We start from the raw sequence: 12,905 nt of genomic DNA on the forward strand, positions 1-12,905 counted from the left end.
ATTATTCTTTAAGGAGGATTATTCATGACCACTAAAAAATTAACCATGTTTATGTTTGCCGCGGTACTCTTAACAGGTCTGCTGTCGTCAGTTATCGGAGCCTCGGCAGCGGAAACGCAGCCCCCTTCCGTGACAACCGACGCAGAATCGGCGGCGAAGCTGGGACTCCTGCTGGGCGACGGCAGCGGCGTTAACGAAACTTACCTAGCCAAGCAGACAACCCGCATGCAAGCTGCCATCATTTCTTTACGCCTGAACGGCCATTTGAAGGAGGCCATGGCGGACACGGGCTCTTCTTCCTTTAAAGACGCAGGCAAAGCAGGCAAATCCAATGTTCCTATTCTCGCTTACTTGAAGCAGCATCCTGAACTGGGCTGGGCCGGCAACCCGGACGGTTCCTTCCATCCGAACGATCCCGTCAGCGCTCAACAGCTGTACAAAGTTCTTCTCGAAAATATCGGCTTCCGTTCCGGTTCCGAGTTCGCCTATGCGGATACGTTGACCTTTGCCGCTTCCAAAGGGATGGCATCCATTGCGGCAGCCAGTCCGCTGACCAACGCTCATCTTGCGACAGCGCTTATCGAAGCCTTAACCGTGCAAACCCCTCAAGGGCAAACCTTTTTCGTTAACCTCCAGCAGAAAGGCGTACTCCCGCAATCCCCAGCCCTTCCTCAAGGGAAAAGAATTCAGCTGCGAAGCCATCAAGAGCTGGGTGCTTATCTGACCGACAGTAACGGCATGACCTTGTACTATTTCACCAAGGATGCCGAGAATATCAATGCTTGCGGTGGACAATGCCTCGTCAACTGGCCCGTGTTCACATCCGATGAGCTGCAAATTCCCGCTTTCCTGAACAAAGCCGATTTCTCGAGCATCACCCGTGCCGACGGCACGAAGCAATGGACTTACAAAGGCTACCCGCTCTACTACTTCATTAAGGATGCACAATCCGGGGATGTGCTTGGCCAGAACGTAAATCAGGTATGGTTTGTTATTAATCCGTCTACCTTTAAAGGCATGACACCGGAAGCCAAAACCTACCGGATAGATATTAAACAGTTCTCTTTCGGCACGGAACCTCTGACCGTTGAAGCCGGCTCCAAAATTACTTTCACTAACTTAGACGAGATGGAGCATAACGCGGTGGCCGCCGACGGCAGCTTTAAAGTTCCCGTGCTCAAAACTGGAGAGTCCTATACGATTACTCTGGATAAACCGGGTACCTACAATTACTATTGCGAGCTGCACAAATCGTTTATGACCGGTCAGATTATTGTGAAGTGAGGGATTTATCATGAAATTTATAACTAGCAAAAGCCTGCTGCTCCTGTTATCCGGACTACTGTTTGCGTTTCTTCTGGCGGCATGCGGCAGCTCATCCGATAAGGCGGCCTCCGCTCCCCCTCCATCGCAGGAGGCGGTGACCGTCACGCCAAGCCCTACTCCGGAAGCATCTATGTCTAGTGAAGAGCATGAGAATATGCAGCATGAATCAGCCGCGCCTTCGGAATCGCCGTCTGCAGCTCCAGAAGCATCGGCAACAGCGAAACCCCAAGCTTCGGCGACGGCCAAACCGCAGGCTTCGGCAGCAGTCACGCCAAAACCTTCGCCAGCCCCCAACCATGATGATCATCATGGCGGGCGCACGAACGATGATGATGATTCGAAGACATCTCCTGCTGCCAGCGAGGATCATCCGAAAAGCTCGCCTGCCGCAACAGCGTCGAGTGCCGACGATGGCGGCAAGGAATATATCGTTGAAATTTCGAATTTCGCCTTCTCCCCTGCCAAGCTGGAAATAAAGCCGGGTGACCGCGTCAAATTTATTAATAAGGACGAAATCAAGCATAGCGCGACAGCCGATGACAATTCTTTTGATACCGGGCTGCTGGCCGAAAATGAAGCTAAGACCGTTACTTTTGATAAAGCAGGCGAGTTCGCCTATCACTGTATGCCGCATCCGGGCATGCAGGCCACGATTAGCGTCTCGGACAAATAGAAATAAGCTTAGGGATAACCATACTTGGTTATCCCTGTTTTCCTTATGTATTGCAAGGCTGTAAACAGTTGATAGAATAGATTTATATTATCCTCTTGGAGGTACCATCGTATGCGGGAGCTTACGGATCATCAATTGATGCTGCTCATTCAGAGCAAGCAGAGCGAAGCGCTTTCTGTTCTATACGACCGTTACTCGTCTCTCGTTTATTCCTTCGCCTGGAAAACGTTAAAAGACGAGAATGTCGCGAAAGAAATCGTCCAGGCCGTATTTATGCGATTATGGACAACCAAATCCGTCTATGATCCCGAGCAAGGCAGGTTCTCCAGCTGGCTGCTGACCATTACCCGCAATATTACGACCGATTGGCTGCGAAAAAGACGGAGAGACACGGCTCCCCTCGTTCAAGTCGAACCGGAGCAGCTGGCCAAGATTCCCGACGAAGCTTCCGCCACGCCGGAAACGGCTGCCGTTAACAGCGAGATGAAGGACCAGATCCGCAGCGCTTACCGCGATTTGTCCGCCCAACAGATCCACTTGCTTGAGCATTTCTATTGGCAGGGCTATAGTATCAGCGAGCTTGCGACCATATATAACCAGCCGATAGGAACGGTAAAGAACCGTCTGCATCAGACGTTAAAAATATTACGCAGGCATCTCGTGGCCGAAGGAGAGCAATCATGAAGCAGCAAAATGTGACGGTTTGCCATAATGCCCTTGACTATATTTCGGGTGCTTGTTCCGATAAAGAAAAGAAAGCTTTCGAACGGCATCTTCCAGGCTGCCCGGCCTGCCAGACCGAGCTCGAAGAGCTAAGACTCGTATGGGACTCCCTCCCTTCCGATATGGAGCTGATCGAACCGCCGGCTGAGTTGAAGCAGCAGGTCATGGACGCCGCGCTGGCCTCCGTGCTACCGCGCCCTGCAAAACGTTCCTTCCGCAAGCTGACCTGGGGTGCTGCCGCCGCAGCGGTACTCGCCGTATTGGTTGCGGGCACGGCTTGGAATGTGGAGCTGTATCGCAGCCGAAGCGGCCCATCCGTTATCCCTATCGAACAGGCGTTGTCCGTATCCGCTTCCCAGATCAATCAGCTGATATCCTTAAAGCCGGTATCGGATGACGTCGCTTCGTCCTATGCCGTCGCCTGTATCGTGGATAACGGAAGCAACAAGCAATTTGTCGTCTATGTATTTGGGGCTCCGGCTTCCAGAGACAGCTCCGTCTACCAGGTATGGCTCAACCATGCCGGGCAAAAGGATAGCGCCGGAACTTTCAGGGTTGATGACAAAGGTATCGGAGTACTCGCGATGCCCATATCCGGCGATACGCTTGCTTTTGACTCTATTGGCATAACGCTTGAGCCTGACGAGCACGGCACGCAGCCAAGGGGAACAAGATTATACAGCTCGATCTCCTGATGCATAAAAACCGCCATCCGTACGATCTTACGATCAGGTACGAATGGCGGTTTATTTACTGATTAGGAAGGATATCTGTCTCCCCTGGTTGTAGGCTCCGATATGACAAGAAACTGAATGTCGCGATCCGATTGGTTAAACATCTGGTGCGGAGTATGCGGAGCTACGTGAATCCCTTCATGCGCTTCCAGCTCAAAGGTCTCTCCGCCAATCTCAATGGTCGCCTTCCCTTCGAGAACAAAGAAGAACTGCTGGGACTTCTCGTGGTAATGGCGCGTTTCAGCCGTATGCGACGGCATTTTCTCATGGATGATGCTCAAATCCTGCCGCTTCAGCAGATGCCAGCCGTCACATTGGTCCCCCCATATGTAGTGTTCCGCGTTTTGTCTACTTGTCTTCATTTCGGTCTCTCCTTGTTGTCAGCTTGACCTTTAATGTGATAAATATCGTAGCAGTTTTTCGGGTTTAAGAAAAGGCAATAATTGTGTTGACATTCATTTTGGATGCTGATATATTAATATTCATCACTTACACGATCTGTTAGCTCAGCTGGGAGAGCACTATCTTGACAGGGTAGGGGTCAGTGGTTCGAGCCCACTACAGATCATACGAGAAATGTGCCGCAAAGCCTTGATAATAATGGGCTCTGCGGCATTTTCTTTTTTATCTACCTATCCCTGCTCAATATTACTTTATAAATTGGTCCGGATCACATTGCCGTATCTATCGCATTCTTATTTTCGGCAGCACTAAAAAACTTCTCACCAAATGCTTTCAGCGGTCTACGCTGCATATTTGGAGTAATATAAGCGTAGCGGTCCAACATTTTCACCACCCAGCCTGAGTTCAGTAATAATTTCATCAATTTTACCATAGCCATTCTTGTATGGAATAACCACAGCACGAGCGTGAATTTGGCTCTTTTCATATATTCCGTTTTATAAATTGGAGCGCATAAGTTTAGTGGCTACGGAAATCCTTCTGAAGTCTGAGTTTAGAAATTGAAAAGAGCCTACCCATATGGATAGACCCTCTATGATATTACTTCAATGATTTACGTACTTTATCCAGTGCTTAATATTGTTTAATGCTTCATCCAAACCACCTGTGATATCGAGCCATATGACATTCTCCCGGTTAAGGATCTGCATCCTATGCTTCCTCTTTTATGCCTCTCTGTACTTGAGTTTTTTCCGATTAGCAAAGAACAGCGTAGCAAGAGTGCCGACAACGAAAATAAATATGAATGCTTCTATTAAGCAATGATGCCTTTTTGTTGAAGTTTGATTAGACTCGATTCGTCGGCTGCCGTATAGCCTTCAGTTAAAAGTTGCTTTATGTAATTGTTATTGTATGTAAAAATGGCAATCCAATAATATAGTGATAAGGTAACAATGCCTAGTAGCCAAATTTTAAACCAACCCTTTATATCACCACGTATAAGAGGTACTAGCCACCCAAAGAAAAACATAGTCCAGCTAAACCCTACCTTAACTCGTTTCGTTACTCCGGATGTGTGCCGCAATGCAACTTTCATAGTTCAAATCTCCTCATGTTTTAGTATAATTCACCTATTAGACTGGTTCATTATATCTAATTTAAAGGAAGCTGTATATATTTCTCAGAAAATTTAAGATTTGTATGGTTGATTCTATCAATATTGCTATCTATTTTAACAATCCAATTTGACGTATCCTCATCATCACTATTGATCAGTGATGGTGCCTCAATAAAGTCTGCCCATCTTCACTTAACATACTTGATGAAGTTGATAAGTCCTTCACATCCATTATCAATCTCCTCTAAGATTTCATCCATTTGCTCTATCCATGCATCCGATTTAGCAAAGTTAGCAAGATTTGTATTGGTGTTTTTGTCTGTCGTATATATGAATGTTGATAGCCGTGCCTATCCGCAGCATCAGCGGCATGCATTTTCTTCCTTAAATCGCGCAAACTAAGCCGTCTTGCAAAACAATCGAAGGAGTGGATAACATGCGTGAAGGTTTGATTCCTGCCGTTCTCGGAACCGTTGTGTCGGCCTCTGGTGCATCCCTGCTAAGAAAAAGCAAGTATAAGCTTGTGGGTACCGGTGTTCTCGGATTTGGCTTGGCCCATATGGTGCTTGGCGCCATTGACCTGATTGAGCACCGTTAGTTTTGCAGGACAAGCAGGGAGGGAGCCCTTGGCTCCCTCCCTTTCGCTGACTTTTAACTGCGCCTAAAAATCTTGACCCGTTGCAACACTGTTTCTCTAGACCCACACGACCTTCATCATATATGATAAGGGTCGTTGTTTTTTTCGCGTGGTTAGGAAATTATTGGAGGTTGTAAAAGAGTGAGCGATTCAAACGTATCAGGTACAAAAGTTTCATCGAATGTCTTCGCCATCTGGATCAGCTTATTCAGCAATCTGATTCTGACGGGCATTAAACTAATTGTAGGCCTTATGTTCAAAAGCCAGGTATTAATTGCTGACGGCGTACATAACGCAGGTGACGTCATTGCGTCGATGGCCGCCTTGGGCGCCGCAAAGGTAGCGCAAAAACCCGCGGATGAGGACCATCCGTACGGTCATGGCAAAAGCGAGCTGATCGGCTCTGCGCTGGTCGCCATTATTATGGTGATCGCCGCTTTATTTATCGCTTACCATTCCTTTGAGTCCTTCTTCCACCCTGCCGCCGCGGCAAGCATGGTCGCCTTTGTTGCCGCCGTTGTCTCTCTTTTCTGGAAGCTGTGGTTATACATTTATTGCATACGAATCAGCAAGCAGACGAGCAGTAAAAGTCTTGAAGCTACCGCTTTCGATCATCTGGCCGATGTTTATGCGTCGCTTGCCGCCGTTCTCGGGATCGGAGCGGCTATTATCGGGGAAAGAAACGATATCGCCTTCCTTAGCTACGGCGATGCGGCCGCCGGGATTGTTGTTGCCTATTTCGTATTGAAGCTTGCTTATCATATGGGGAAAGAAGCCGTGGATGTACTAATGGAAAAAACCGTATCTACGGAGATGCTGCAAGATTACGAGCGTCTTGTCTCCTCCATCCCGGAAGTAAAACGCATTGACAGAATCCGGGCCAGAGAATTCGGCCAATATGTCATGATTGATGTCCGCGTTGGCATTCCCGGAGAGCTTACCATTCAAGAAGGCCATGACGTCTCCCGAAAAATAAAACAAATCATTCTCGAGCATCACAAGGACGTGGAGGAAGTCCTCATCCATCTGAATCCTTGGTATAAGGATGATTCGGAGTAACCCTCGCCTAAAGACCTGCAAAGGTCTTTTTTTGATTCCAAAAAATACAATTTAACAATCGGGAATCTGCCTATTTGCGAGGTGATCGTACTGCCTAACCAACCATTCGTCAGCTTGGTTGTTCTTGCTTACAACCATCTGGAGATAACCAAACGTTGCATCGACAGCCTTCTCCTACATACTCCGTTAGAAGGCAACGAATTGATTCTTGTCAATAATGGCTCCTCTGACGGCACAAAGGCATATTTTGATTCGATCCCGGGAGCCAGCCCCGTCCATCTCCCGCAAAACGTCGGTCCGGTCAACGGATTTAATGTCGGAATGAATGCTGCGCAGGGAAAGTATATCGCGTTAATCAGCAACGATATGATTCTAACCTCCGGTTGGCTTCCGAATCTGATCGCTTGCATTGAATCGGATCCGGGGATCGGATTCGTCTCTCCGGGAGCCAACTATGTAAGCAACTTTCAGCAGATCAGCCTCCCCTTTCAGACGCTTGAGGAAATGCAGGTTGAGGCGAAGGCGTATAACGTATCCGACCCGAACAAATGGGAAGAGCGGATCCGGCTGATGCCCGTCATCCTCTTCTCCCTGACCGATCGGCTCCGAGAAATCGGGGGCTACGACCCCCGCTTCTACTTCGGCGAGTTCGGAGACGATGATATCAGCTACCGGTACCGCAGAGCCGGCTATAAGCTTGTCTATGCGGGAGATACGTTTATTTATCACCACGGCTCGGTCACAACCGGCATCGATCAGCAGCAGAACAATTCCCTCCAGGTCAGCAGGCAAATTTTCTACAATAAATACGGAATAGATTCCTGGACGGAAGGGCTGCCGAATATGCAGCTGGTAGACGCCGTAAGAAGGCAGTGGTCACCCCGGGAATCGGTCTCCATCCTCGCCATTAATTGCTGTATTGGCGCTACGCCTCTCGCCGTCAAAACTTTTATGAAGCAGCAAGGCGCCCGCAATGTCCGGCTTACCAGCCTATCGAATCAAGAGAAGTATTTAGTTGACCTGCGGACAATCTCCGACCGTACATTCTATTTCGATACATCGGAAGATTTCCGGCAGCTGCTTGGCGGCGAACAATTCGACTATATTTTATTTGAGCATGGCTATTCCGAATTTATCCGATCCTTCGATGGATTGAACCGCTATTTGCTTCCTTCCGGCCACCTCTTCGCGTAGCTTAAAACGCATCAGCAACTGAACGATATTTGCCAGAAGGAGGTTGCCCCCGTGAAAGCTGTTATCCTGGCCGGCGGACTCGGAAGCCGCTTATCCGAAGAAACGATATCCAGGCCTAAACCGATGGTCGAGATCGGCGGCAAGCCGATTTTATGGCATATCATGAAGATTTATTCGCACTACGGAATTCACGACTTTATCATTGCGGCCGGCTACAAATCCTACGTGATAAAGGAATATTTCATGAATTATTACCTGCATCAGTCCGATGTCCACTTTGATCTGTCCGACAACCGGATGACGCTGATGAATTCGAAAGCCGAGCCTTGGAAAATAACGGTTGTGGATACGGGCGAGCATGCGATGACAGGCGGGCGGCTGAAGCGGCTGGCTCCTTATATCGGCGATGAGACCTTCTGTTTCACATACGGCGATGGCGTTGGCGATATCCACATTAACGAACTGCTTGCTCTTCACCGCAGCGAAGGCAAGCTCGCCACCGTAACCGCAGTGAATCCCGGAATGCGATACGGCATTCTCGAGATTGAGGATCGGAAGGCTCTCTCCTTCAAGGAAAAACCCCATAACGATAAGCACTGGATTAATGGCGGTTTTTTCGTTCTGGAACCAAAGGTCATTGAATTGATTCGCAGCGATGAGACGGTCTGGGAGCATGGCCCACTGGAGTCGCTCGCTTCTTTCGGAGAGTTATCGGTCTACCAGCATCAGGGCTTCTGGCATTCGATGGATACGCTAAGAGACAAGAACGAGCTGAATGAGTTATGGAATAAAGGAAATGCGCCATGGAAGGTGTGGAAATAATGGACACGTTCTGGCATGGAAAAAAAGTGCTCGTCACCGGCCATACCGGTTTTAAAGGGAGCTGGCTGTGCGCGGTGTTGAAGGACCGGGGAGCCGAAGTCGTCGGCTATTCCCTCCCCGCTTCCGCAGCGCCTAATATGGCGGAATGTTTAACGCTTGATATCACTTCAGTAACAGGTGACATCACCGATCTGACCGCGATGTCGGAGACGTTATCCGTCCATCGGCCAGATATCGTCTTTCACCTTGCTGCCCAAGCGCTTGTTCGGGACAGCTACCGCGACCCGCTTGGGACCTTTTTGACCAATGCGTACGGCACGGCCGTCCTTCTGGAAGCCGTAAAGAAGTCTCCCGCTTCCACCGCAAAGGTCGTCATTAACGTTACAACCGACAAGGTTTACGAGAACAAAGAATCGGCAGAAGGCTATTCGGAAAACGATCCGTTAGGCGGGTACGATCCCTATAGCGCAAGCAAAGCCTGCTCGGAGCTTATTACCGGCAGTTACCGGGATGCTTTTCTCGCTCCACTTGGCAAACGGATCGCAACCGCCCGGGCGGGCAATGTGATCGGCGGAGGCGATTGGGCAGCCGACCGTATCGTTCCGGACCTCATTCGGAGCATGACTTCCGGTGAACTGCCGGTTCTTCGGAACCCTAGTGCCGTACGCCCCTGGCAGCATGTGCTGGAGCCCATTTGCGGCTATATCCTTCTTGCGGAAAAGCTCTGGCAGGATGAGCAATATGGCGGGGCATGGAATTTCGGACAGACCATTGACCAAGGAGTAACGGTTGGCGAACTTGCCGCGCGTCTTATCCGTCGATGGGGAAATCTGCCGGAGCTCACGTATGATACCGGCAAGCAGCCCCATGAAACCAACACCCTTCTGCTCAATTCCGATAAAGCTTACCAAAGGCTTGGCTGGGGCTCCAGGCTAACCGTTGAGCAGACTATCGGCTGGACGGTAGACTGGTACCGCGCCTTTTATGACGGAGAAGATATGCAAGCCGTTACTTTTGCGCAAATCAGCCAATACGAGCAATTGGAGGTGAACCGTCCTGGCTAATGCCTTATGCCGCTCCTGCCGCCATCCGCTGCAGCATGTTTTTGTTGATCTCCGCACCTCCCCCCTATCCAATAACTTTCTGCGGCCGGAGCAATTAAACCAAGGAACCGCCTATTATCCGTTGCGCGTTTTTGTATGCGGGCACTGTCTGCTCGTTCAACTGGAGCAGTTCGAATCGCCTCGGGAGATCTTTGAGGAATACGCCTATTTCAGCTCGTATTCTTCCAGCTGGCTTGCTCATGCCAAGCAATATGTAGACGCTATTATCCCCCGCCTGTCTTTAGACCACTCATCCTCCGTTATCGAGATTGCGAGCAATGACGGCTATTTATTGCAGTATTTCACACCGTACAACATTCCGGTTCTAGGTATTGAACCAGCTAAAAATGTCGCAAAGCAAGCGGAAGCAAAAGGCATCCCTACGGTATCGGAGTTTTTCACATTGGCTTTCGCCAGACAGCTTGCCCGGGAACGGGGGACCGCTGACCTCATTATCGGCAACAATGTACTTGCCCATGTTCCGGAGCTTCAGGACTTTGTTGCCGGCCTCAAGGAGCTATTGTCCCCTACCGGTACCCTTACCTTGGAGTTTCCTCATCTACTGCGGTTAATGGAAAACAATCAATTCGATACGATTTACCATGAGCACTTTTCTTATCTATCTCTTCTTAGTGTTTCGCATTTGTTCGAGCGTTTCGGATTAACGATCTATGACGTTGAGGAGTGGCCGACGCATGGCGGTTCTCTGCGCGTATTTGCCCGGCATTCCGAGCATGCGAAGCTGACGGTTACCCCGCGCGTGGAAAAGGTACGGTTAGAAGAAATCGCATACGGCTTGAAGAAGGTGAGGACGTATTTCCGTTTTCCCGCGCAAGTAAAAGCGGTTAAGGAGGAAATATACCGTTTCCTGTTTCAGGCTTCCCGCGAGAACAAACGGATTGCGGCTTACGGAGCTCCCGCCAAAGGCAATACGCTCTTCAATTACCTCGGCGTCGGCACCGATTATATCGATTACGCCGTGGACAAAAATCCGTACAAACAAGGCTTATACATGCCCGGCAGCCGGATCCCGATCTACTCTCCCGGGCGAATCAGGGAAACAAAGCCGGATTACCTTGTCATTCTGCCCTGGAATCTGAAAGACGAGATTGAGAAGGAACTCCAATATACGCGACAATGGGGAGCCAAGCTGGTCGTCTGTATTCCCAAGCTCGAAATTTATTGAGAAAGGATGATGCTATATGCTTTTTCATAAAACATCGCTAGAGGGCGTTTATTTGATCGAGCCGGAGCCGATCACCGATAACCGCGGATTTTTTGCCCGAGCCTTTTGCCGCGATCAATTCAAGGAACGGGGGCTTGAAGAGAACTTCCGGCAGTGGAGTATTTCGAGCAATATCCATAAGGGGACAATACGCGGCATGCATTTTCAGAACCTGCCGTTTACCGAGAACAAAATGATTCAATGCATACAAGGCAGCGTATACGATGTCGTGGTAGATATCCGGAAGGACTCAAAGACCTACAAGCAATGGGAAGCCTTCCGGCTTACCGGCGAAAATCATCGCATGCTCTACATCCCCCCGGGTTACGCCCATGGCTTTCAAACGCTGGAGCCCCACTCCACTCTCTACTACCATATGTCCGGCATTTACGATCCTTCCGTGCAGAACGGAGCGCGGTACGACGACCCTGCCTTTCAAATTAAATGGGTATACGACAATCCCGTCATAAGCGAGCGGGATGACTACCTCGCGCCATGGAACGATGACTATGCACTTGATCTCTGATTCGGCAGCGATCTCTCCTTTATGCGATCTTGAAACCTCCGTCCGCGGCAGCAAGCTTGTAATAGGCGACCATTGCATGATTGATGCTTTTGTGAAGATCAAATTTGCCGGAGGCTCCGGCGATGTACGGCTGGGCCAGCATGTTTACATCAATTCCGGTACCGTTATCTACTCCGGAAACGGAGTCAGGATGGACGATAACGTGCTTGTTGCCGCCAACTGTACCTTTGCCCCCGTAAATCATGCCTACCGGGACCGGAATAAGCTAATTCGGGAGCAGGGCTTCCTGCCGAGCAAAGGCGGAATCATCATTGAGGAGGATGTGTGGATTGGCGCAAACTGTGTAATACTGGACGGCACTCATATCGGAAAAGGGGCTGTAGTGGGGGCAAACTCGCTTGTTCGCGGCAAGCTGGAGGCTTACGGCGTTTATGCGGGGAACCCGCTTCAGCATAAAGGGTCGCGGTCATGACAAGCGACAACCTGGCAACCGTTATTGGAGCAGGCGGGTTTATTGGTTCACACCTAACGGCTAGGCTGCGAACGATTGGTTTTGACGTTTTTTGCCCGGAAAAAGGGTCTTCGTCCGTATTCGGCCGGCCTTTGGGACATGTTTTTTATTGCGCCGGCATTACATCGGATTTCCGTTCCCGCCCCTATGATGTGGTGGAAGCTCATACAGGGTTTATCAGCCGTCTTCTGCATGCGGCGGATTTCCATTCTCTGCTCTATCTGTCTACAACCAGACTGTACCATCGGGCGGAATCTACGCGTGAGGAGGCCGATCTAAGCGTTAATTCCAATCAGCGCGAAGATATTTATGCGTTATCCAAGCTGCTCGGCGAATCCGTCTGCCTATGCTCAGGCCGGTCAAATGTCCGTGTCGCAAGGCTGTCCAATGTGGTAGGCGACGACTTCGGCTCCGGCAATTTTATTTACTCGGTTATGAAGGATATCCTGGATCATGGCTCGGTTATGCTGTTGTCAACGATGGATTCGGAAAAGGATTATATTCGGGTCGAGGATGCGGTTGAGGCTCTAATTCAAATCGCCTTGAGGGGCAAGCAATTTATTTATAATGTAGCAAGCGGAGTTAATCTGACGAACCAACAGCTGTTCGATGCCTGGACCGAGGTGCGTTCCTTCGAGCTGAATCTCTCTCCTTCCGCTGTCCGGCTTGCCTTTAAGCCCATCGAGATTGCGCGGATGAGGGATGAGTTCGATTTTCGTCCGGCACCTTGCCTGACGGCCATTCAACAGCTCTTAACCGGCAGATCTGCAAAAACTTAGCAACTTTTCGTATGACTCTTCTCTTTTTAGTGCAACAATACCAATATTGGACTCGTTATTATAGATGCTATAGC

At 49.6% G+C, this 12,905-nt stretch carries 15 protein-coding genes and 1 tRNA gene; 14 read left to right on the plus strand and 2 right to left on the minus strand.

The genetic code is table 11. The features are described from left to right. Nucleotides 1-24: 24 nt before the first annotated feature. The 4 genes from ACR9FF_RS18770 (at nt 25) to ACR9FF_RS18785 (ending at nt 3,417) form a co-directional block, all read left to right on the plus strand. Entirely contained in the window at nt 25-1,284 is a 1,260-nt protein-coding gene (locus ACR9FF_RS18770; protein ID WP_435163656.1) for a plastocyanin/azurin family copper-binding protein, read from the plus strand. Between the two features lie 10 nt (nt 1,285-1,294). Beyond that, nucleotides 1,295-1,999, plus strand: a complete 705-nt coding sequence (locus ACR9FF_RS18775) for a plastocyanin/azurin family copper-binding protein (protein ID WP_435163658.1) — start codon at nt 1,295-1,297, stop codon at nt 1,997-1,999. 111 nt (nt 2,000-2,110) lie between these two features. Continuing rightward, nucleotides 2,111-2,683, plus strand: coding sequence for an RNA polymerase sigma factor (locus tag ACR9FF_RS18780; protein WP_127493571.1), 573 nt, complete (start codon nt 2,111-2,113; stop codon nt 2,681-2,683). After that, a complete protein-coding gene (locus ACR9FF_RS18785) occupies nt 2,680-3,417 on the plus strand; it encodes an anti-sigma factor (RefSeq protein ID WP_127493604.1) in 738 nt (245 codons plus the stop codon). The genes ACR9FF_RS18780 and ACR9FF_RS18785 overlap by 4 nt, the downstream gene beginning before the upstream one ends. A gap of 62 nt (nt 3,418-3,479) precedes the next feature. Here ACR9FF_RS18785 and ACR9FF_RS18790 read toward each other — a convergent pair whose 3' ends face one another. Then, a complete protein-coding gene (locus ACR9FF_RS18790; protein WP_435163660.1) occupies nt 3,480-3,818 on the minus strand; it encodes a cupin domain-containing protein in 339 nt (112 codons plus the stop codon). 133 nt (nt 3,819-3,951) lie between these two features. On the opposite strand from ACR9FF_RS18790, the gene ACR9FF_RS18795 reads away from it, so the two are divergent. Next, nucleotides 3,952-4,024 (plus strand) — tRNA-Val (locus ACR9FF_RS18795). A 648-nt stretch (nt 4,025-4,672) separates the two neighbouring features. Here ACR9FF_RS18795 and ACR9FF_RS18800 read toward each other — a convergent pair. Continuing rightward, nucleotides 4,673-4,954 (minus strand): hypothetical protein, encoded by a 282-nt coding sequence (locus ACR9FF_RS18800; protein ID WP_435163662.1) that lies wholly within the window; start codon nt 4,952-4,954, stop codon nt 4,673-4,675. 457 nt (nt 4,955-5,411) lie between these two features. Here ACR9FF_RS18800 and ACR9FF_RS18805 point away from each other — a divergent pair, with 457 nt between their 5' ends. From ACR9FF_RS18805 to ACR9FF_RS18845, 9 genes are all read left to right on the plus strand, one after another. Then, the gene (locus ACR9FF_RS18805; RefSeq protein ID WP_015845409.1) at nt 5,412-5,573 is read left to right on the plus strand and encodes a hypothetical protein; all 162 of its coding nucleotides are present in this window, start codon (nt 5,412-5,414) and stop codon (nt 5,571-5,573) included. A gap of 180 nt (nt 5,574-5,753) precedes the next feature. Beyond that, nucleotides 5,754-6,671 (plus strand): cation diffusion facilitator family transporter, encoded by a 918-nt coding sequence (locus ACR9FF_RS18810; protein WP_435163664.1) that lies wholly within the window; start codon nt 5,754-5,756, stop codon nt 6,669-6,671. An 81-nt stretch (nt 6,672-6,752) separates the two neighbouring features. Further along, nucleotides 6,753-7,865, plus strand: coding sequence for a glycosyltransferase family 2 protein (locus tag ACR9FF_RS18815; protein ID WP_435163666.1), 1,113 nt, complete (start codon nt 6,753-6,755; stop codon nt 7,863-7,865). A 51-nt stretch (nt 7,866-7,916) separates the two neighbouring features. Then, on the plus strand, nt 7,917-8,687 hold the full coding sequence (rfbF, locus tag ACR9FF_RS18820) for a glucose-1-phosphate cytidylyltransferase (RefSeq protein WP_435163668.1): 771 nt from the start codon (nt 7,917-7,919) through the stop codon (nt 8,685-8,687). Beyond that, nucleotides 8,687-9,751 (plus strand): CDP-glucose 4,6-dehydratase, encoded by a 1,065-nt coding sequence (gene rfbG, locus ACR9FF_RS18825; protein WP_435163670.1) that lies wholly within the window; start codon nt 8,687-8,689, stop codon nt 9,749-9,751. Before rfbF ends, rfbG begins: the two co-directional genes overlap by 1 nt. Further along, entirely contained in the window at nt 9,744-10,976 is a 1,233-nt protein-coding gene (locus ACR9FF_RS18830; RefSeq protein WP_435172163.1) for a methyltransferase domain-containing protein, read from the plus strand. Before rfbG ends, ACR9FF_RS18830 begins: the two co-directional genes overlap by 8 nt. 16 nt (nt 10,977-10,992) lie before the next feature. Next, nucleotides 10,993-11,541, plus strand: a complete 549-nt coding sequence (rfbC, locus tag ACR9FF_RS18835) for a dTDP-4-dehydrorhamnose 3,5-epimerase (protein WP_435163672.1) — start codon at nt 10,993-10,995, stop codon at nt 11,539-11,541. Continuing rightward, nucleotides 11,525-12,013, plus strand: a complete 489-nt coding sequence (locus ACR9FF_RS18840; protein ID WP_127497671.1) for an acyltransferase — start codon at nt 11,525-11,527, stop codon at nt 12,011-12,013. The genes rfbC and ACR9FF_RS18840 overlap by 17 nt, the downstream gene beginning before the upstream one ends. Continuing rightward, a complete protein-coding gene (locus ACR9FF_RS18845) occupies nt 12,010-12,831 on the plus strand; it encodes an NAD-dependent epimerase/dehydratase family protein (RefSeq protein WP_435163675.1) in 822 nt (273 codons plus the stop codon). The genes ACR9FF_RS18840 and ACR9FF_RS18845 overlap by 4 nt, the downstream gene beginning before the upstream one ends. Nucleotides 12,832-12,905 lie beyond the last annotated feature (74 nt).

Source organism: Paenibacillus glycanilyticus (assembly GCF_051200795.1).
Lineage (GTDB): Bacteria > Bacillota > Bacilli > Paenibacillales > Paenibacillaceae > Pristimantibacillus > Pristimantibacillus glycanilyticus.

What these genes read in the sequence shown, in the direction of transcription:
- ACR9FF_RS18845 (WP_435163675.1), top strand. Translation starts at nt 12,010, where the DNA reads ATGACAAGCGACAACCTGGCAACCGTTATTGGAGCAGGCGGGTTTATT.
- ACR9FF_RS18840 (WP_127497671.1), top strand. Translation starts at nt 11,525, where the DNA reads ATGCACTTGATCTCTGATTCGGCAGCGATCTCTCCTTTATGCGATCTT.
- rfbG (WP_435163670.1), top strand. Translation starts at nt 8,687, where the DNA reads ATGGACACGTTCTGGCATGGAAAAAAAGTGCTCGTCACCGGCCATACC.
- rfbC (WP_435163672.1), top strand. Translation starts at nt 10,993, where the DNA reads ATGCTTTTTCATAAAACATCGCTAGAGGGCGTTTATTTGATCGAGCCG.
- ACR9FF_RS18790 (WP_435163660.1), bottom strand. Translation starts at nt 3,818, where the DNA reads ATGAAGACAAGTAGACAAAACGCGGAACACTACATATGGGGGGACCAA.
- ACR9FF_RS18805 (WP_015845409.1), top strand. Translation starts at nt 5,412, where the DNA reads ATGCGTGAAGGTTTGATTCCTGCCGTTCTCGGAACCGTTGTGTCGGCC.
- ACR9FF_RS18775 (WP_435163658.1), top strand. Translation starts at nt 1,295, where the DNA reads ATGAAATTTATAACTAGCAAAAGCCTGCTGCTCCTGTTATCCGGACTA.
- ACR9FF_RS18770 (WP_435163656.1), top strand. Translation starts at nt 25, where the DNA reads ATGACCACTAAAAAATTAACCATGTTTATGTTTGCCGCGGTACTCTTA.
- ACR9FF_RS18800 (WP_435163662.1), bottom strand. Translation starts at nt 4,954, where the DNA reads ATGAAAGTTGCATTGCGGCACACATCCGGAGTAACGAAACGAGTTAAG.
- ACR9FF_RS18785 (WP_127493604.1), top strand. Translation starts at nt 2,680, where the DNA reads ATGAAGCAGCAAAATGTGACGGTTTGCCATAATGCCCTTGACTATATT.
- ACR9FF_RS18780 (WP_127493571.1), top strand. Translation starts at nt 2,111, where the DNA reads ATGCGGGAGCTTACGGATCATCAATTGATGCTGCTCATTCAGAGCAAG.